Source organism: Corynebacterium sp. CCUG 65737, from assembly GCF_024454115.1.
Taxonomy (GTDB): Bacteria; Actinomycetota; Actinomycetes; order Mycobacteriales; family Mycobacteriaceae; genus Corynebacterium; species Corynebacterium genitalium.
On sequence record NZ_JAGPZB010000005.1, the window covers coordinates 132,044 to 150,479 of the forward strand.

Consider the following 18,436-nt stretch of genomic DNA (forward strand, 5'->3'; position numbering starts at 1 on the left):
CACGCTCACCGGGGTGAGCGTTGGGTATTAATTCGCCTCGAGGAGATCGATGACGAAGATGAGTGTGCGGCCCGACAGCGGGTGTCCGCCGCCGGCAGGCCCGTAGGCCTTCTCCGGCGGGATGGTCAGTTCGCGGCGGCCGCCAACCTTCATGCCCGGGATACCTTCTTGCCATCCCTCGATCAGGCCGGTCAGCGGGAACTCAGCGGCTTCGCCGCGGTCCCAAGACGAGTCGAACTCCTCTCCCGTCTCGTAGTCAACGCCCAAGTAGTGGACCTTGACCATGCCGCCTGCTTGAGCTTCCTCGCCCTCGCCGGAGACCAGGTCCTCAATGACCAGGTCGACCGGCGCCGGCTCGGCAGGGATGTCGATGGTGGGCTTCTCCATGAAAAAATCGCTCCTTAGCGCTGGTCGCGCGGTACGAACTCGCGCTGGGTCTCACCGGTGTAGATCTGGCGCGGGCGGTTGATCTTCGTGTTCATCGCCAGCTGCTCACGGTAGTGGGCAATCCAGCCCGGCAGGCGGCCGATGGCGAACAGGACGGTGAAGAAGTCCGTCGGGAAGCCCATGGCGCGGTAAATCAGGCCAGTGTAGAAGTCGACGTTCGGGTACAGCTTGCGCTCGACGAAGTAGTCGTCCTTCAGGGCGATCTCTTCGAGCTCCATAGCCAGGTCCAGCAGGTGGTCGCCGCCGAGGTGGTTGAGCACCTCGTGTGCGGACTCCTTGACGATCGCTGCGCGCGGGTCGTAGTTCTTGTACACGCGGTGGCCGAAGCCCATCAGGCGGACGCCCTTTTCCTTGTTCTTCACGCGGTTCATGAATTCGGTTGCGTCGCCGCCGTTGTTCTTCTCGATGTCCTCGAGCATCTCCAGGACAGCCTGGTTAGCGCCGCCGTGCAGCGGGCCAGCCAGGGCGTTGATGCCGCCGGCGATAGACACGAACATGTTGGCCTGCGCAGAACCGATCATGCGGACCGTGGAGGTGGAGCAGTTCTGCTCGTGGTCGGCGTGGAGGATGAGCAGCTTGTCCAGTGCGTCGACGACGACCGGGTCGACCTCATATGGCTCGGTCGGGTAACCGAACATCATGCGCAGGAAGTTCTCGCGCGGGTTCAGGGCGTTGTTCGGGTACATGTACGGCTTACCCTGGGATGCGCGGTAGGCGTATGCAGCCAGCATCGGCACCTTCGCCATCAGGCGGACCGTGGCCTTGTTCAGCTGCTCTTCGTTCAGCGGGTCGAGCTGGTCCTGGTAGTAAGCGGAGAGAATGTTCACCGAAGACGCCAGCACAGCCATCGGGTGAGCGTTGCGCGGGAAGACGTTGAACGCGGCCTTGAAGTCCTCGTCGAGCAGCGTGTGGTGGCGGATGTCGTCGCTGAATGCGTCGAGCTCCTCCTGCGTCGGCAGCTCACCGTTGATCAGCAGGTAAGACACCTCGTTGAAGGTGGCGTTGTTAGCCAAGTCCGCGATGTCGTAGCCGCGGTAACGCAGAATGCCGGCATCACCGTCGATGTAGGTGATCTTGGACTCGGTCGAGCCGGTAGAGACGTAGCCCGGATCGAAGGTCACCAATCCCGTTTCACCCAGGAGGTTGCCTAGGACGAAGCCGTCGTTGCCCTCGGTTGCGGGCATGAGGTCCATCTCATACTCGCCCCCGGGGTAGTGAAGCACTGCCTTGTTGTTGTCAGTAGCCACGTGTCGAACCTTTCAAAAGAGTCGTTGGGCGGTGCGCCCCCGCGCTGGCCTGCAGGTTCTCCCCGACAGACGGTGCACATCGGATCACACCGAAATTGACATGAGCTAACTCTATCAGCAGATGTGACCATGCAGACACCGTTTCGGTTCGATAGAGCGCACCACAGTATTGTTGTGAGTGCAGTTTCCAGTTTGAATCTTAAAAGGGGCACCCATGACCGATTACCCAACACTTCCCGCGGACCTTGCGCCGGAGGACGGCCGTTTCGGATGCGGCCCTTCGAAGGTGCGCCAAACTCAGCTCGATGCGATTGCGGACGGCGCCCACATCATTGGCACCTCCCACCGCCAGCCGGGCGTGAAGGACGTGGTTGGTGAGGTGCGCGAGGGACTGTCCCAGCTGTTTTCCCTGCCGGAGGGCTACGAGATCGTGCTGTCGCTCGGTGGCGCGACCGCCTTTTGGGATGCAGCTACTTTCGGTCTGATCGAGAACAAGTCCGCTCACCTGAGCTACGGCGAGTTCTCCTCGAAGTTCGCCAAGGCCTCCAAGCAGGCTCCGTGGCTGGAGGAGCCGGCGGTCATTGAGGCCGAGCCAGGCAGCGCTCCGGACCCGTCCGCGCTCGACGGCACGGACGCAGATGTTGTTGCGTGGGCGCACAATGAGACGTCCACAGGAGCCATGGTGCCCGTCACCCGCCCCAACACTGACGCGCTGGTGCTTATCGACGCCACGTCCGGCTCCGGCGGCCTCCCCGTCGACATGACCAACGCTGACGCCTACTACTTCTCCCCCCAGAAGTGCTTCGCGTCCGACGGTGGCCTGTGGTTCGCCGCAATGAGTCCCGCAGCACTTGAGCGCATCGCGAAGATCAAGGAGTCCGGCCGCTTCATCCCGGCCTTCCTGGACCTGCAGACAGCCGTGGACAATTCGCGGAAGAACCAGACGTACAACACCCCGGCTGTGGCCACGCTGTTGATGATGGCCGACCAGGTCAAGTGGATGAATGACAACGGCGGCTTGGACGGCATGGTGGAGCGCACCAAGGCCAACTCCCAGGCCCTGTACTCCTGGGCTGAGAATCACGCGCACGCCACACCGTTCGTCACCGAAACCGAGAAGCGCTCCTACGTCGTGGGCACGATCGACTTTGATGACTCTATCGATGCTGCCGAGCTGGCCAAGGCTCTGCGCGCCAACGGTGTCATCGACACGGAGCCATACCGCAAGCTGGGCCGCAACCAGCTGCGCATCGGCATGTTCCCGGCTGTGGACACCGCCGACGTGGAGAAGCTGACCAGCGCCATCGACTTCTTGCTCGAGCAGGGCGTCGGCGTCAAGTAGTCTCTTTGGGAGGGCCGTCGGGCGACTGTGCAACGCTCCGACGGCGCTTAGTACCACAATTTTCACTCGCGTGTCAGTTAAGCTGGTGTCTCGATTGACATCGGTGTAAGGAGACCTGATGCGCGAGCTTTTCGTTGTCGCTGAAGAATCGACTGAGACCCTGTGGGTGTTGAGCACCCACGAGGGGGAACGGTTCTGCATTCCGCGCGAGGAACTGGTCCCGCTAGCTATCCCCTCCCAACCAGTGACCGAAGGCTTCGACAGCGGTTTCGACGACGACAGCGAGAACTATGAGGTAGTCGAGGCAGAGCTTGTCGACGAACCCGCCGACTCCCCCGAACCCGAATTCACCCGCCCCACCTTCACGGTGTATTCCGCCGATTCCATCGTGGAGCCCGCGGATGCGCAGCCAGCGGATCCGGTCAAGCAGGCCGGATCTGTCGAACCTGCTCAACCGGCCGAGCCGGCGGAACCAGAAGAGTCGCAACGCACCCCCGCCGAGCCTGATCCACTCTCTACTCCCCTGTCGCTACGGCCGAAAGATATTCAAGCGCGCATTCGGGCAGGCGCTACAACGGAGGAACTCGCTGAGGAAATGGGCGTGGCAGTCAGCCGCGTGGAACCCTACGCGCACCCGGTTTTGCTTGAGAGGGCCCAGGTCGCCGAGGCTGCCCGCCAGTCCCACCCGGTTCGTGAGGACGGCCCGGCGTCGGAGACCCTTTTCGAGGTGCTCGCGCTCACCTTCGCCTCCCGCGGCCACGCTTTGGCTGAAGCTCACTGGGATGCAGTCCGCGAAGCCGGCGAACCGTGGGTCGTGCGTGTGGCGTGGCAGGCTGGCCTCCAAGAGCACCAGGCCGAATGGTACTTCCGTCGCTCCATGGCCAGCGGCGCGACGACGGAACCGCGTGACGCAGTCGCCGCCGACCTGATCGACCCATCCTTTGCGCAGCCAGTCCGTTCCCTTTCCTCTGTGGGCCACCCGGTGTACAACGCCCCGGCCGACCTCACAGAGCCGACGGTGGATCCACGCGGCTACCGCGACCACAGAGACTACGACGACTACGCCCACCAGGCCGACCTCGGCCCCGAGACGGTCCCACAACCGCACGGCGAGTACAACGTCTACAACGAGTACGACGAGCACAACGCGCAGCCCCCAGGGGCTGACCACCCGAACAGCCGCACCCAGCCCAACCTTTTCAGTGAGGGCGAGGTCCTCCAGCAACCAGACCCGCGGGACAAGCCGCAGAAGCGCCGCCGCAAGGCTGTGACCCCGCACTGGGAAGATGTGTTGTTGGGCGTGCGGACAAACACGAAGCGCCCGAAGTAGGTCACGGCAGATGAGTTACCCTGCGGCGGTCACTATTTGGTATGTCAACGCGGCTGATCCGGCGGCTGTATTGAACTCGGAGCCGAAGGCAGACCGCGGTTTCGGCCGTAAGCTTCTGGCACAGCTCAACCCGGCGTGGCCGATCACCCCGATCGGCCAGTTCCCCTTGAACCGCTCGTCAAAGGCCTCGCGGGACGAGTTCTATATCGCCGGCTACCCAGGCGTGGCCGTGTTGCAGACGTTTGTCCCCCAGTGCGCGAAACTCTCCGAGATCCCAGCGTATTTGCGCCGGGCCGTGCCCGCGGCCGACGTGTTTGTTTTCGCTGAAGGGGCGGGCACAGACGGCGCAGGTTACGCCGGTTACGCTCACTTCAGCGGCGACACCCTCAAGCGCTCCCTGTGTGGAACGCGCCGGGAGCTCGTCGAAGACAGTGGAATCCCCGAGTGGTTCGAGGCTGACTTCTGGGCGGGCAAAACGACCGAGCAACTCGGAGGCATTACCTTGCCGTTCGAACCGGCCGACCTCGCGGCGACCGCGCAGCGCGAGTTGCTGGGCGTGGATATCTCCCCGAGTGGCCCGGATGTCAACGTTGTCGCCTATGCGGTCGACGGCCGCCCGGAGCCGAAAATTGAGCCCCGCTCCCCCGGGCCGAAGAACGTCAATCAGGTGGCCGCCAAGTTCGCCGAGCCCGCCAATGCCTACGACGACTATGAGGAGCCAGAGGAAGACGGCGGCACTGAGTTCGCAGAGTTCGCCGATGCCTCCGCAGCCGCCGCCCGCCGCGTGTCCCGCGGCCTGACCCGCCGGTTCCGCAACCTCAAGGAGACGCTGCAGGAGAAGCTGCGCCACTCCGACCGGGGTTAGCCAGCCAGCTACCGCAAGGACCGCTGCCGTTCGTAGAACGCAATCGCGGCGGACGTGGCCACGTTCAGTGAATCAGTGCCCGCCGCCATCGGAATGCGCGCACGGACATCGGTCGCGCGCATTGCGTGCTCCGTCAGCCCAGGTCCCTCGCCACCGACGAGGAGGGCGACTTTCTTATAGGGGTGGCCGGTGTCGTCGACAAGCGCTTCGGCGAGATGCACCGCGCGCGAGTCGGGGGTCAGCGACACCAAGCGGAAACCTTGCTCCCGCAGCTGGTCCAGCGAGCGCTGCCATGTCGTCGACGTGCCATCTAAATGCGCGAACGGCAGGCGCAGCACATGCCCCATCGACACGCGCACGCTGCGGCGATACAGCGGATCAGCCGTGCCTGCGCCGAGCAGCACACCGTCGACATCCATGCCCGCGGCGTTGCGGAAGATCGCGCCAATGTTCTCGTGGTCCCCGACGCCTTCCAGCACGATCAGCGTGCGCGCGTTCAGCATCTCGCTTATCGACGTCTCCTCCGCCCTGTCCGCCACCGCAATCAAACCCCGATGCATGTCGTACCCGGCGACCTCGGCGAGGAGTTCGCGGGTGACAACGTAAACGGGTGCGTCGATAGGCGCAAGACCCTGCTCCGCGCGATCGGCGAAGAACGTGTCGAGCTTTTTCTCAAAGCCCACAACGCAGCGCAGCGGAAAGCGGGAATCAATGACCCTGCCGGCCACAAGCGGCCCCTCACCGAACACGTAACGCTTGGAGTTATCGGTGTTTTTGAGGTCGCGGACGTCGTCTAGACGCGGGTCGGCAGGGTCGGTGATGCGTTCCATTTAAGCGAGCGCCGCCAAAATGGGATCAACCGTGAAGAAGACCACGAACAGGGCCGAGATCAGCCACATGATCCAGTGAATCTCGCGCGCCTTGCCGGCGAAGAGCGACATGAGGGTGAAGGCGATGAAGCCGACGCCGATGCCGTTAGCAATGGAGTACGTGAACGGCATGACCACGATGGTCAGGAAGGACGGCAGCGCGATGTGGAACTTGTCCCAGTCGATTTCGGTGATCTGCATCATCATCAGCGCTCCGACAATGACCAGCACCGGAGCGGCGGCTTCAATGGGCACCATCTCGTAGAGCGGGGTGAAGAACATCGCGGCCAAAAACAGCAGGCCGGTGACGATGTTGGCCAGGCCGGTGCGTGCGCCGTCCGCGATGCCTGCCGACGAATCGACGTAGACCGTCGCCGACGATGCGGAGCCGAGACCACCCGCGATAGCACCGCAGCCCTCAACAACGAGGGCCTTCTTCATGTTCGGCAATTCACCGCGCTCGTCGTTGAGGCCTGCCTGCCGGCCGAGCGCCGTCATGGTGCCCATCGCGTCGAAGAAGTTCGCTAGCACCAGGGTGAACACCAGCAGCGTCGCGGTGATGCCGCCGACGCGGGCGAACGCGCCGATGAGGTCAATATTGCCCACGATGGACAGGTCCGGCACGCCGCCGAGGGACTCCGGCAGGGACGGAACAGCAAGGGACCAACCGGACGGGTCCTCTGCAGAGGAACCTGCACCGACAACCGCCTCGACGATCAGAGCGATGATGGTGTTGAGGACGATACCGATGAACAGGCCGCCCGGAATCTTGCGCGTCACCATGAAGCCGCAGATGAACAGGCCGAGGATGAACACGACCGTCGGCCACGTGGCGATCGAACCGCCGTTGCCCAGCTGCACCGGCACGGTGGTCATCGCAGCGTCCGGGATGCGGCGGACGAAGCCGGCGTCCACGAAACCGATCATGGCGATGAACAGGCCGATGCCCACGCCGATTGCCGCCTTCATCGATGCCGGGATCGCGCGGAAGACTGCAGTACGGAATCCGGATACGGCCAGGATCACGATGACGATACCGTCGATGACCACCAGGCCCATCGCTTCCGCCCAGGTCAGTCCCTCCGTACCGACCAAGGTCACCGCGACCAGCGTGTTCAGGCCGAGACCGGCCGCGATACCGAACGGGTAGTTCGCCACGACACCGAAGAGGATGCACATGACGCCGGCGACCAGGGCGGTCGCCGCCGCGACCTGCGGCACGCCAAGGACGGTGCCGTTGACGTCCTCACCGGTGCCGATGATCAGCGGGTTGAGCAGCACGATGTAGGCCATCGCGAAGAAGGTGACCACACCGCCACGAATCTCTGTGCCCACACTCGAGCCGCGCTCGGAGATGTGGAAGAACCGGTCCAGGCCGGACTGCGGTTCGCTGCGGGTGGTATTCGTGCCGGTAGTGTCGGCAGTCTCAGTGGCGGCTGCGTCAGCTGTGACCTTGGTCGATCCAGAGGTGGATCCAGCCGATGCGGGTTGATCGCTCACGGGCGCGTCCCCTTTTCATGACAAGCAAACGGAAAATGACGCGATAAGCGTCCCACTACACGGGCATTTTTCCAAAACGGGTGCGCCCTTTCGGCGGCTAGAAGACGGGGCTTTCGTCGTCGTAAAGCTCCCCGGCACCCTCGAGCTCGTGGGAGGCCACCTTGGTTTCGGAGTGGGCGCCACACCCGTACACGGCGGCGACAACGTGGCCGTCAGCGGAGTATTCGTTGGAGCAGATACCGAAGTTCTTGCCCAGGGGCTCGGCGGCCGGAATGTAAAAGGCGCAGGTCCGGCACTGTAGAGCGGCTTGGCTGGCGTGGGCCGAATTGGGGCCGTAGTCGCCGCGGCGCCACCTCTCCTTGGCGGCGCGCAGCCCGGCGGCGGTGAGATACTGGTTGGTTTCGCGGCCGGGGAAGGTGACGGCATCGGGGGCGAAGGAGTCGTCGGTGAGGCGCTCGTCGTCAGGCGCGGGCTCCATTAGGTCACCCGGGCGCAGGTCGCCGGGGCGGACGCGTTCGCTGTAGGGCACCCAGTCGGGAGCCTGCAAGGCATCGCCGGTGGGGGCGGGCACGAGGGCGACCTCGTTCACTGTCACATAGTCAGCACCGTCAGCGCAGGCAACGACCGCATTCCATTCCCAGCCAGGGTAGCCCGGCACGGACGCTTCGAAGCGGTGCGTCGCCACGTTGCCGCTCATGCCGTGGACGCCGATGTGGTCGCCGATGTCCCCCTGGTCGAGCTCTTCGAGAGCCCGCCGCGCAGTATCCACGGCGGAGGCGCTCAGCAGCGGTCCGGTTTGTTGACGTCGCGAGTTTCTTCGTGGCACATGTCCATTATTGCGCACCGTGTTGCAAGATAGACCGTATGGTCCACTCCCCGAATCGAGTCCGGCTCCCCCAGATCGCTATGTCTGCGGTGACAGCAGTGAGCATTATCGGTCTCACCGCGTGCGCCCCGTCGAGCTCGGAGGGCTCTAGCGAGCAGCAGGATTCGAGCCAGGTCGAGCAGCTGACAGTTGATGTCCTCGAACGCTACGACTTCGACGAGAGCAGTTTCACCCAAGGTCTAGAGGTCGCTCCTGACGGCACGCTCTACGTGGCTACCGGCCAGGAGGGCGAGTCGCGCATCTACCGCTCCACGATCGAGGGCGAGGAACTAGCAAGCCAGGATTTGGACCGGGAGTTCTTCGGTGAGGGCATTACGCAGGTTGACGATCATCTGTGGCAACTCACCTGGCAAAACGAGGTTGCCATCAAGCGCGATGCGGACACGCTCGATGAGATCGACCGGGTGAACTACGACGGCGAAGGCTGGGGCATCTGCCACCGCGACGACGGCGGGGAGGTCATCTTCAGCGACGGCAGTGACCAGCTGCGCCGCATCGACCCTGACACCTTTGCCGAACGTGAACGCTTCACTGTCACCATGGACGAGCAGCCCATCGAGGGACTCAACGAGCTCGAGTGCGTCGGCGACGACATCTACGCCAATATCTTCATGACTACGGACATCGTGCGCATCAATGCGGACACGGGTGCTGTCGAAGCGCTTATCGACGCCTCTCCTCTGCAAAACAACGCCACCCCCGATCCCAATCACGTCCTCAACGGGATCGCCTACCTCCCCAACACGTCTGGCGCCGGCCAGGAGTTTCTCCTGTCCGGCAAACGCTGGCCCGACCTGTACCGCGTGAAGTTCGTCCCGCAGTAGACCGTAGAGTTAAAGGCATGGGCAGCACGAAATCTCGCACAACACGCACTGCACGTAACCAGCGGTCCGTCGTCATGCTGGCGGTCATTGCCGTGGTCATCGTCGCTATTGTGGCCGGGCTGTACTTTTACATGGATTGGCAGAACAACCGTCCCGGCACCCCACCACAGGAGATCGAAGTCACGGCCAGCGCCGGCGAATCCGGTGACGAGGTGTCGACGATGCCCTTCTCCATTTGTGAGTTCGGTCAGGAGTGCCCGGAGGGCGATGTCGCGCTGCTCCCCGTCGAGCCCGGCACCGAAAACGTCCGCGTCAGCGTGCCGAACGACGTGGCCCAACTGCAGTGGTCCCTGCTGAGCATTTACGACGACCCCGCCGCTAACACTGAGCGCACCTTCACCCCTGGGGAGGCAGACGAGGTCGATGTCCCCGTCGTCTCCGAGGATGCGAATCTCGTGGTGATCGAAATTTCCGCCCTCATGGTCGGCGCCGATGCGCAAGGTGAAGAAACCCCGGTCATGGTCACCTGGGCCTTCTCCACCGAAGCGTCATAAGCCTCATAGCGGGGCTGGCTAGGCGTCGAGCTCCTTGGCCACCGCACGCAGGATCTCGGCGATCTGGCGGGCTTCCTTGCGCTCCGGGTAGCGGCCAGCGTCCAGGGCGGGTTGAACTTGGGTTTCCAGCATCGACATGACATCCGCAAGCATGCTGGCGAGTTCTTCGGGCTTGCGGCGGTTGACGGCGCGGCGGCGGGGAGCGTCGAGAAGCTTGACGCGCAATGCCTGCGGCCCGCGACGGCCAGCCGCGAAATCGAACTCAATGCGCTGGCCGGGGTGCAGATCCTCAACGCCGTCGGGCAGCACGTTCTTGCCCACGTAGACGTCCTCGTCCCCCGGGTTGGAGACGAAGCCGAAGCCCTTCTCCGCGTCGAACCACTTCACTTTTCCTACTGGCATTAGTCATTCACCACCGTTAATCACTAGGGCTATCCATCTTAGTTACTGGCCTAGAACAACCCACCGGCAGGGCAAAACATTCCCTGCGCGACAAACCCACTTTCGTGCCGTCCACACGTCAAGTAACTGACACCTCATCAGCCACACGCGAACTGGGCCTTTACGGAGCCGCTTCCGACGGCACGAAAATGCGCGTTTACTCATGCTTTACGACGAACCCACCGCCCCGGCTAACACGCCAACACAACCCAATGTTAGATAGGTCACATTTTCAATGTTTGCGCAGGCAGTGCCGGCAAAGCGTGCGCAAGTTGAGTCACACCAGTCACACTGACAACAACTTGTTTCCGGAACGTGACTGAATCGTTATAAACCGCTAGAGTTACGCTCATGCCCACAGACGGGCGTGCAATTCAAGCTACGAGCCACGTTCAATTTTGTCCGGCTCAATGCCCGATATAACTCAACAGGACAGAAGCGGGGGACCCACCCGCGCGGGAATAACTTCCGGCGCAACGCGGACCCTCATATTCGAGACCGCTAGGGGTGAAGCCGCGCACCGCGGCCAGGCGCTTGAACCCCCTCAGCCTGAACCCGACAGCTCACCCCGCAGACGTAGAACAAGAGAGGAAAACACACCCCTATGGGACGTCACCGCAAGCAGAACTCCAAGGCCGTGTCCGCTAAGGCACTGGCTGGCGCTACCGCAGCCATCGCCACCACCGCACTTGTCGCGCCGACCGCTTCCGCAGCTCCGGACTCCGACTGGGACCGCCTGGCTCAGTGCGAGGCTGGCGGCAACTGGCACATCAACACCGGTAACGGCTACTACGGCGGTCTGCAGTTCTCCGCTTCCACCTGGCGCGCATACGGCGGCGGCGAGTTCGCACCGTACGCACACCAGGCAACCCGCGAGCAGCAGATCGTCGTCGCTGAGCGCACCCTCGCAGGCCAGGGCTGGGGCGCATGGCCGGCATGCTCCCGCAAGCTGGGCCTGAACTCCGCACCGACCCCGCGCACCGCACCGGCAGCGAAGCCGGCTCCGGCACCGAAGCCGGCCGCAGCTCCGCAGCCGAAGAAGAACAATGAGCTCGAGGTGGATAAGCTCTACAAGTCCCTCACCCGCGAGCTGAACAACCGCGGCCTGAATGTCCCGCCGCAGGTTGAGGCAACCTACAAGGCCAACCGCAACGACTACAACGCGTTCTACCAGGCCAACAAGGACTTGATCGACGCTCTCCTGTCTGGCGATGCACAGGCTTTCATCGCTGCCGTCAACGCTAGGCTGCCGCGTTAAGGCCGCTAGCTAAACAGCAAGCACAAAGGGCTTGATTCCGACGAGATCGGAATCAAGCCCTTTTCGTTTCTGCGACGGCACTCAGCCTAGGAAGCGCCATCCTTAACGACTGTGATCTGCCAGCCAGCATTCTGGTTCTGCACAAAGTCCTTCACGGAATGGCCGTTGTCGGCTGCCCACTGGGGAATTGATTCTGTAGCCTGCGTGCAATCGAAATCGATCACCAATGCCTCACCGCTGTCCAGCTCAGCGATCGCATCCTTCGCTTCGATGAGCGGGAATGGGCACACAGCGCCGAGAGTGTCCAGTTTGTAGCGACCGCCGCCAAGTGGGCGGGCTTTCTGGGCCTGCTTCGGCTTGGTCTGCACCGCCAGTGCGCCGCTAGCAACCGGGAAGCTGAAAGCTGGGGTGGCCTCTTGACTGTCGTGAACAGCATCGTGACTGGAACGGACAGACTCATCAGTGGTGTACAGGTCTCCGGCGTCTTCCGGGGACACTCCCGCCTTGCTGGCGTCTTCCGGGGACACTCCCGCCTTGCTGGGCTTTAGCCAGATCTTCGCACCGATATAGACACCAGCCGCAATGAAGATGAGTGCGACCCAGCCCTGGTAGCTAAACAGGGACGTTTGAACCATGCCGTTGCCCACGGTGCAGCCGCCGGCCAAGGAGGCACCGACACCCATGCCGATCCCTCCGACGATGGCGCGCACGCTCGTGACTGCGTCCGGAACCCGAACTCGGAATTCGCCGGAGGCCTTCGCCGCAATGAACGCTCCGACGAAAAGGCCGAGCACCAGCAGGGTGCCCCAGTTAACATACTCCGCTTCGCCAGTGACAATGTAGGAGGTCACGTGGGAAGTGGGGGTGGTGATCCCCAGGCCGTCATTACGTCCAGTCGCGGCTGACAGCGGCCACGCGATAACACCGAGTACGCCAATGACGGCTCCGGCAACGTACGGGTGCAACGCCTTGCGGTACCACGGTGCGTCGAGGGTCACCTTCGGGGCAGCGGCATCCTGCTCAAGGTAAAAGTGAGCGGCATATGCGGTGGCCAGCGCCAGTGGGATGGCAAACCACCAAGCGGACACACCGAACGTTTCTGGCAGAGTGGTCCAGCCGGTATCCCACTGCTTCATCCAGTCGTTGAATCCCGACAACGCGCCGTTCTTCATTGCGGCAGCGGACAGACCGTAGAACACCAACGCGAACCAGGAGCCAACGAGCCCCTCAGCCGAGCGGTACCACGTACCCGACGCACACCCGCCAGCAAGAACAATGGATAGGCCGAAGATGAGGCCGCCCACGATCACGGCGAGCGGGGCGAAGGTGCGGTACTCCGGCGCGATAATGCCCAAGGATGTCAGAGCCGCCAAGCCGACCGCATGCACAGCGATGACGATGAAAAGGGCGACTAGACCACGGCCCTTCTTCTGTAGGAACACGTCGCGCATCATGCCCGTCACGCAGAATCTACCCCTCTGCATAACAGCGCCGAGCGCAACTCCCAACGCTAATCCGGACACAAGCATGAAAACCTCCCGATAAAAGGGAACTAGTACTGACCTGTGAAAGAATAGCCGTTCTGTACCAATCTGTCTAGAATTCTACCCATTCAACTAGACCGAGCGGTATAGTCACACGTGCAAAAAGATCCGCACCATGCGTTTTTGCACGGTGCGGATCTACGCCAGCAGCGACTACTGCGCGGTGTTGATGCGCGTCGTCGGGTGAACGTACCCGGTCTCCTCCCACGGGCGGGGCAGGATCAGGTCGTCGCCGTAGGGACTGGATGCGCCTGTGAGCTTGGAGGAAATCTCCGTCACCGGGTGACCGTTGCCCGGGGTGTGGGCGGGCCAAGCCGGGTTGATCTGGGTGATGTTGTCAACGTCTTTAGCCATGGACATCATTCTTTCACGCCGGAGGGAGAAACGCACGTAAAATCACCCCCGCAATGACTTCCTTCACCCGTTCGCTCACCGAACTCGACGACGACGCGCTACGCCGGCTCATCTCCGCCCGCCCGGACGCGTTCTTCCCCGCGCCACCGCAGATCGCTTCGCTGGCAACTCGCCTTGCGCTTCCAGGGTCGATTGCACGAGCTTTACGACGCTTGACCGCCCCCGACCTGGCACTCCTGGAACGCCTCGCCGATGCCGGGGCAGAATTCGACCCGTACGATGCCACTGCTGAGGCGGGAGAAGGAGCACTCGATAATCTCCGCGCGCATGCGCTGGTCTTCGGTAAGGACGATGAGCTCCGCATTGCACCGGGGGTGTTGAGCGCAGTGCCCGCCGGCTGGCGCGTGACCGATCTTGTGCCGGACGACTTCGACGACCTGATGGCGGAAATCTCCGGACCAGAGCGCAAGGTGCTGGAAAGGCTCGCCACCAACGGCGGCGTGGGCACCACCAAGGCCGCCGCCCCAGACGCGGATCCGACGACGCCGATCGGCACCCTCATCGCCAAGGGCCTCCTCGTTCGCGTCGATTCAAGCAGCGTCCGGCTCCCCCGACCTGTCCGCGATGTGCTGCGCGGCCACCCGCCACGGACCTTCCCCATGACGGAACCGTCGGCCCCGGGCATCGACCAGGACAGCGTCGACACCGCCGCCGCGACGCAGGGGCTCGACGCCGTGCGCCAATTGCGCCAGTTGATCACGCTACTACTCGCTGAGCCCGTCCCGCTGAACAAGGACGGCTCCGTCGGCGTGCGCGTACGAACGAACGTAGGCAAAGAACTCGGCTTCGACCCAGCGTTATTGATCACCATCGGTGAATCTGCCGGGCTGATCGGCCGCGGCAATGTGGACGACACCGATGTACTTGCTGCTACGAAGGACGCCCTGACGTGGCTGGATGCGACGTTGCCCGACCAGTGGGCGATCCTGCTCACGGGATGGGCTGCTTCCCCGTGGCGGACGGACAAGGAGGAAAAGCTCCTCTCGCCGGAGATGCACTCCCCCGACGCCCGCGGCGCACGCCTGACCATCCTGCACCACCACGGCGATCCTCAGCGACTCTTCTACTTTGCTCCCCTGGCAGCCTCCCAGTTTCCGCCGTCATTCATCGACACCACCGTCGAAGAAGCCCGTTTCGTCGGCGCCTTGGATGCAACGCCTGCCGCATCGACACCGTTGAAAGCACTCTTAGAAAACGCGGACATCGCCGCCGCCACCCGCGCGCTCGTACCGGCCCCGGTGGACATGCTTATCGCACAGGCGGACATGACGGTGCTCGCCCCCGGCCCGCTGGAACTGGAGATGGTTGCATTCCTGGAGAACATCGCGCAGCTCGAGTCGCCTGGCGTAGCCAGCGTCTGGCGCATCACCGACGCATCCGTCCGCCGCGGCCTGGACAGTGGGCTGACCGCCGACGAGATTCATTCCTGGCTGAACGACCATGTCATGGGCGAGGTCCCCCAGGGCATCACATTCCTCATCGACGACACCGCTCGGACCCACGGCTCCATCCGCGCGGGAGCCGCAATGAGCTATCTCCGCAGCGCGGACCCTGCACTGATCACGACGGCATCAGTGAAGCTCAGTGGAATCATCCGCCCGCTCGCGCCCACCGTCGCGGTCTCGCAGCTTCCGCTGCCGAAGCTCATGCACGCCCTGCGCAAGGCCGGTCTCCAGCCCACCGCGGAGGACGAAACCGGAGCACAGCTGAACATGGCGCCGGAGCCGGCGCTCGTTCCGGCCACCCCGTCGCGCCTACCGCGCCCGGCCACCGTCACCGACGAGCAGGCTGAGCAGATCATTGCGCGCCTGCGTTCCAAGGGCACCAGTGCAGTGCCCGCGCCAGCGCCCGCCGGCGACACCATCGAGGTGCTCCGCGCGGCGGCGCGCGGCAAGCGCAAGGTCACGCTCGGCTACGTGGACAAGAACGGCCGAGGGCAGACACTTACTGTCCTACCGCTGTCCGTGTCTGCCGGGCAGGTCGACGTGCACGTTGCCGCCACTGACAGGGTGGTGCGCATCGCGTTGCCGCGCATCACCAAGGTCGTGATGGCCTAGCGGCTCACCCGCTCGAGCACCTCCAGCACGTGCTCGTAGTCCTTGCCTGTGGCGGCAGTCAGGCCCAGCTCGCAGGTGCGGTTGGAGGACGCGTGGCATTGGGAGTCGAATCCGGCGACTTCCTCCGCCTCACGCTTCGTGGCAGCCTGGGTCAACTCCGGGTGGAGCATGCCGCGGTCGCCGGCGTAGCCGCAGCAGTTCCACTCCGGCGGCACGTTGACCGTCTCGGCGGCGGCAGCGGCGACCTGGGAGAGGTCGTCGATAAGCGAAAGGTGCGCCGCCGAACATGTTGGGTGCAGCGTGATCGAATCGATCTTGTCAGTGACGTCGAGCTTGTCCACCACCTTGTCGCCCACGAATGCGACGGCATCGATCACAGTGATGCCGATGGTCTCCGCCATGTCCTGGAAGCCGTGTGTGCAACTGGTGGCGTCGACGATGACAGGTAGGCGGCCGCCATCGGTGGCGGCGATGAGCTCATCGTTGACGCGGCTCTGCATGATGTCGTGTCCGGCGGCCATGCCTTTCGACGCCCACGGAGTGCCGCAGCACATGCCGTCGATGCCTTCCGGCACGACGAGCGACAGCCCGGCGCGCTCGACCAGTTTGGCGAATGCGGCGGAGGCACCGATGCCCTCGCCTTGCGGGCCGAACATGGAGTTCACGCAGGCGGGGACGAACACGCCTACGGGTTCGGCGTTCGGGTCCCCGATGTGCGTGCCGAACGCCTTGGCGCGGGATGCGCCCCCCTTTGTCAGCTCCGGACGGTACGACGGCACGGTGTCCTCACCCACGAGTGCGCGGGCAACGCCAGTGACCTTCTCCACGAGGGAAGACGGCAGGTAGTACGCGCCGGTAAGCGCGGTGGACGCGAGCTTATTACCCGGGCCCCATGCCTTCGCAGCGGCGGCCCAGCCGGCGGATTCGACGGCACCGGCCTGGCCGCGGCGTAGCGACTTAATGAATTTTCCGGTGTCGATGCCCACCGGGCAGGCGGTCACGCACATCGAGTCGACGGCGCAGGTATCGATGCCCTCGTACTGGTACTCGGCGTCAATGTGCTTGACCAGCTCAGTATCGCCTTCCTGAATCGCCTTGGCGCGGGCGCGGCGGACCACGATGCGCTGGCGCGGCGTCATGGTGAGATCGCGCGACGGGCAGACCGGCTCGCAGTAGCCGCACTCCACGCACGAGTCGATTTCGTCTTCGACCTGTGGGTTGAGCTTGAAGTTCTTCATGTGCTCGCGGTCATCATCGGTGATGATCACCCCCGGGTTCATCACCCCGCGCGGGTCGACGGCGCGCTTGAGCTCCACCATGACCTCGTAGAGTTCGTCGCCGTACTGGCGGCGCACGTACGGTGCCATAACGCGGCCGGTGCCGTGCTCAGCCTTGAGGTTTCCTCCCGCGCCGAGCACGAGATCCACCATCGCCTCGTTGAACCCGTCGTAGCGGCCCAAGTTCTCATCGCCCTCGAACCGGTCGGTGATGAGGAAGTGGATATTGCCGTCCTTGGCATGGCCAAAGATGACAGCGTCGTCGTAGGAGTATTCGTCAAACAGCCCCTGCAGCCCGCCGCAGGTGTCGGCCAGATCCTCGACCGGCACGGCAATGTCCTCCAGCAGCGCCGTCGTGCCGGACGGGCGCGCCTCCGCGACCTGGGCGTAGAGGCCCTTGCGGAAAGCCCACGCCTTCGCAGCTTGTTTCGGGTCGGTGGAGAATTCCGCAGGCGTGGCCAGATCCAGCTCGCCCAAGAGCTTCGTGCCGGCGCGCTCGTACTCGCGCAGCTGCTCTTCCTCGTTCGCGTGGTACTCGATGAGCAGCGCGGCGTGCTGGTCCAGCTCGAAGCCGGTGATCTGCTCCGGCACCGAGTCAAAACCGCGGCCGACCGCGATGGAGCGCGAATCCATCAGCTCGAGCGTCGCGGCCTTGGAATCGAACAGCGCGGGCAACGAGCGCGTCGCCGCATCGATCGTCGGGTACACCGCGATCGTGGTGGTTTTCAGCTTGGGCACCTCGACCGTGCGCAGCACCGCCTCAGCGATGAACGCCAGGGTGCCCTCCGAGGCGACCAGCAGGTGCGTGAAGATCTCCAGCGGAGACTCGTAGTCCAGGAACGCGTTGAGCGAGTAGCCCATCGTGTTCTTCAGCGCGAAGTGCTGCTCGATCTTCTTCACGGATTCAGCATTGCCGCGAACGCGACGCTTCAATTGCTCGAGCTTTTCCGCGAGCTCCGGTTCCTCCCGTGCAAACTGCGCCTCCGCATCCGCATGCGCGGTGTCGATGACGGTGCCGGACGGCAGCACGAACGTCAAGGATTCGAGCGTGTTGTAGGTGTTGTACTGCGTGCCGCACGCCATACCGGAGGAGTTATTGGAAATCACGCCGCCGAGCGTGGCCGCACCTTCGGAAGCAGGATCGGGACCGAGTTTCCGGCCGTAGGGCGCGAGGTGCGCGTTGACCTGCCGCACCGTCGAGCCGGGTTGGACGCGCACACGTTTACCGGCATCGAGGACCTCGACGCCGCGGAAGTGCTTGCGGACGTCGACAAGCATGCCCCCGCCCCCAGCCTGCCCGGACAGCGAGGTACCGCCCGCACGCAGCACGACTGGCGTGCCGGACGATGCCGATGCCCGGAAGGCCGCGGCGACATCGTTCGCGTTGCGCGCTTCCGCGACCACCTGCGGGGTGTACAGGAAGTGCGATGCATCGTGCGCGTACTTGATCCGATCGATCTGGCGGGTGGAAATCGTCTGATCGGAGCCTAATTCGCGGGCCAGATGCGCAGCAGGGGATGTGATTGTTGCAGTCATAGTTTCATGCTATCCCCATCGGGTTCACCAAACTTTTTTCCTCCA

General features: G+C 63.7%; 16 protein-coding genes and 1 riboswitch. Of the genes, 7 read left to right on the forward strand and 9 right to left on the reverse strand.

All coding sequences use genetic code 11. From position 1 onward, the window contains the following. Positions 1-27: 27 nt before the first annotated feature. Together KBX17_RS05840 and KBX17_RS05845 are read right to left on the reverse strand one after the other, a co-directional pair. Positions 28-387 (reverse strand): FKBP-type peptidyl-prolyl cis-trans isomerase, encoded by a 360-nt coding sequence (locus KBX17_RS05840; RefSeq protein ID WP_005291441.1) that lies wholly within the window; start codon positions 385-387, stop codon positions 28-30. 14 nt (positions 388-401) lie between these two features. Beyond that, positions 402-1,694, reverse strand: coding sequence for a citrate synthase (locus KBX17_RS05845; RefSeq protein ID WP_255995770.1), 1,293 nt, complete (start codon positions 1,692-1,694; stop codon positions 402-404). Between the two features lie 214 nt (positions 1,695-1,908). Between KBX17_RS05845 and serC the strand changes: the two genes are divergently transcribed. The 3 genes from serC (at position 1,909) to KBX17_RS05860 (ending at position 5,231) form a co-directional block, all read left to right on the forward strand. Further along, positions 1,909-3,036, forward strand: a complete 1,128-nt coding sequence (serC, locus tag KBX17_RS05850; RefSeq protein ID WP_256018904.1) for a phosphoserine transaminase — start codon at positions 1,909-1,911, stop codon at positions 3,034-3,036. 118 nt (positions 3,037-3,154) lie between these two features. After that, positions 3,155-4,366: a septation protein SepH gene (gene sepH / locus KBX17_RS05855; protein ID WP_005291449.1), complete on the forward strand. Its 1,212-nt coding sequence runs from the start codon at positions 3,155-3,157 to the stop codon at positions 4,364-4,366. 10 nt (positions 4,367-4,376) lie between these two features. After that, a complete protein-coding gene (locus KBX17_RS05860) occupies positions 4,377-5,231 on the forward strand; it encodes a hypothetical protein (RefSeq protein WP_256018905.1) in 855 nt (284 codons plus the stop codon). Between the two features lie 8 nt (positions 5,232-5,239). Here the strand turns inward: KBX17_RS05860 and KBX17_RS05865 are convergent, their stop codons facing one another. The 3 genes from KBX17_RS05865 to KBX17_RS05875 form a co-directional block, all read right to left on the reverse strand. Beyond that, a complete protein-coding gene (locus tag KBX17_RS05865) occupies positions 5,240-6,061 on the reverse strand; it encodes an RNA methyltransferase (protein WP_005291453.1) in 822 nt (273 codons plus the stop codon). Then, a complete protein-coding gene (locus KBX17_RS05870; protein ID WP_255997156.1) occupies positions 6,062-7,474 on the reverse strand; it encodes an NCS2 family permease in 1,413 nt (470 codons plus the stop codon). A 223-nt stretch (positions 7,475-7,697) separates the two neighbouring features. Further along, complete coding sequence (locus KBX17_RS05875; RefSeq protein WP_370687587.1) at positions 7,698-8,426, reverse strand: DUF3027 domain-containing protein; 729 nt, start codon at positions 8,424-8,426, stop codon at positions 7,698-7,700. A 38-nt stretch (positions 8,427-8,464) separates the two neighbouring features. On the opposite strand from KBX17_RS05875, the gene KBX17_RS05880 reads away from it, so the two are divergent. Together KBX17_RS05880 and KBX17_RS05885 are read left to right on the forward strand one after the other, a co-directional pair. Beyond that, positions 8,465-9,310, forward strand: a complete 846-nt coding sequence (locus KBX17_RS05880) for a glutaminyl-peptide cyclotransferase (RefSeq protein ID WP_256018907.1) — start codon at positions 8,465-8,467, stop codon at positions 9,308-9,310. 17 nt (positions 9,311-9,327) lie between these two features. Continuing rightward, entirely contained in the window at positions 9,328-9,864 is a 537-nt protein-coding gene (locus tag KBX17_RS05885; RefSeq protein WP_005291461.1) for a DUF2771 domain-containing protein, read from the forward strand. 18 nt (positions 9,865-9,882) lie between these two features. Here the strand turns inward: KBX17_RS05885 and KBX17_RS05890 are convergent, their stop codons facing one another. Then, on the reverse strand, positions 9,883-10,266 hold the full coding sequence (locus tag KBX17_RS05890) for a cold-shock protein (protein ID WP_005291463.1): 384 nt from the start codon (positions 10,264-10,266) through the stop codon (positions 9,883-9,885). A 432-nt stretch (positions 10,267-10,698) separates the two neighbouring features. Further along, a riboswitch (cyclic di-AMP (ydaO/yuaA leader) is annotated at positions 10,699-10,900 on the forward strand. A 9-nt stretch (positions 10,901-10,909) separates the two neighbouring features. On the opposite strand from KBX17_RS05890, the gene KBX17_RS05895 reads away from it, so the two are divergent. Beyond that, complete coding sequence (locus KBX17_RS05895; RefSeq protein ID WP_256018908.1) at positions 10,910-11,563, forward strand: resuscitation-promoting factor Rpf1 domain-containing protein; 654 nt, start codon at positions 10,910-10,912, stop codon at positions 11,561-11,563. An 86-nt stretch (positions 11,564-11,649) separates the two neighbouring features. Here the strand turns inward: KBX17_RS05895 and KBX17_RS05900 are convergent, their stop codons facing one another. Together KBX17_RS05900 and KBX17_RS05905 are read right to left on the reverse strand one after the other, a co-directional pair. Continuing rightward, positions 11,650-13,092 carry a YeeE/YedE thiosulfate transporter family protein gene (locus KBX17_RS05900; protein WP_256018909.1) on the reverse strand — a complete coding sequence of 481 codons (1,443 nt, stop codon included), beginning with the start codon at positions 13,090-13,092 and terminating at the stop codon, positions 11,650-11,652. A gap of 168 nt (positions 13,093-13,260) precedes the next feature. After that, positions 13,261-13,461 (reverse strand): hypothetical protein, encoded by a 201-nt coding sequence (locus KBX17_RS05905; RefSeq protein ID WP_040423814.1) that lies wholly within the window; start codon positions 13,459-13,461, stop codon positions 13,261-13,263. A gap of 53 nt (positions 13,462-13,514) precedes the next feature. Between KBX17_RS05905 and KBX17_RS05910 the strand changes: the two genes are divergently transcribed. Beyond that, positions 13,515-15,578 (forward strand): helicase-associated domain-containing protein, encoded by a 2,064-nt coding sequence (locus tag KBX17_RS05910; protein WP_256018910.1) that lies wholly within the window; start codon positions 13,515-13,517, stop codon positions 15,576-15,578. Here KBX17_RS05910 and KBX17_RS05915 read toward each other — a convergent pair. After that, positions 15,575-18,391 (reverse strand): FAD-binding and (Fe-S)-binding domain-containing protein, encoded by a 2,817-nt coding sequence (locus KBX17_RS05915; RefSeq protein WP_256003228.1) that lies wholly within the window; start codon positions 18,389-18,391, stop codon positions 15,575-15,577. The genes KBX17_RS05910 and KBX17_RS05915 overlap by 4 nt on opposite strands. Positions 18,392-18,436 lie beyond the last annotated feature (45 nt).

Bases quoted from the DNA above. Each gene is read 5' to 3' on its own strand.
- KBX17_RS05840 (WP_005291441.1), bottom strand. From the start codon at position 387: ATGGAGAAGCCCACCATCGACATCCCTGCCGAGCCGGCGCCGGTCGAC.
- serC (WP_256018904.1), top strand. From the start codon at position 1,909: ATGACCGATTACCCAACACTTCCCGCGGACCTTGCGCCGGAGGACGGC.
- sepH (WP_005291449.1), top strand. From the start codon at position 3,155: ATGCGCGAGCTTTTCGTTGTCGCTGAAGAATCGACTGAGACCCTGTGG.
- KBX17_RS05860 (WP_256018905.1), top strand. From the start codon at position 4,377: ATGAGTTACCCTGCGGCGGTCACTATTTGGTATGTCAACGCGGCTGAT.
- KBX17_RS05865 (WP_005291453.1), bottom strand. From the start codon at position 6,061: ATGGAACGCATCACCGACCCTGCCGACCCGCGTCTAGACGACGTCCGC.
- KBX17_RS05880 (WP_256018907.1), top strand. From the start codon at position 8,465: ATGGTCCACTCCCCGAATCGAGTCCGGCTCCCCCAGATCGCTATGTCT.
- KBX17_RS05885 (WP_005291461.1), top strand. From the start codon at position 9,328: ATGGGCAGCACGAAATCTCGCACAACACGCACTGCACGTAACCAGCGG.
- KBX17_RS05890 (WP_005291463.1), bottom strand. From the start codon at position 10,266: ATGCCAGTAGGAAAAGTGAAGTGGTTCGACGCGGAGAAGGGCTTCGGC.
- KBX17_RS05895 (WP_256018908.1), top strand. From the start codon at position 10,910: ATGGGACGTCACCGCAAGCAGAACTCCAAGGCCGTGTCCGCTAAGGCA.
- KBX17_RS05900 (WP_256018909.1), bottom strand. From the start codon at position 13,092: ATGCTTGTGTCCGGATTAGCGTTGGGAGTTGCGCTCGGCGCTGTTATG.
- KBX17_RS05905 (WP_040423814.1), bottom strand. From the start codon at position 13,461: ATGGCTAAAGACGTTGACAACATCACCCAGATCAACCCGGCTTGGCCC.
- KBX17_RS05910 (WP_256018910.1), top strand. From the start codon at position 13,515: ATGACTTCCTTCACCCGTTCGCTCACCGAACTCGACGACGACGCGCTA.
- KBX17_RS05915 (WP_256003228.1), bottom strand. From the start codon at position 18,391: ATGACTGCAACAATCACATCCCCTGCTGCGCATCTGGCCCGCGAATTA.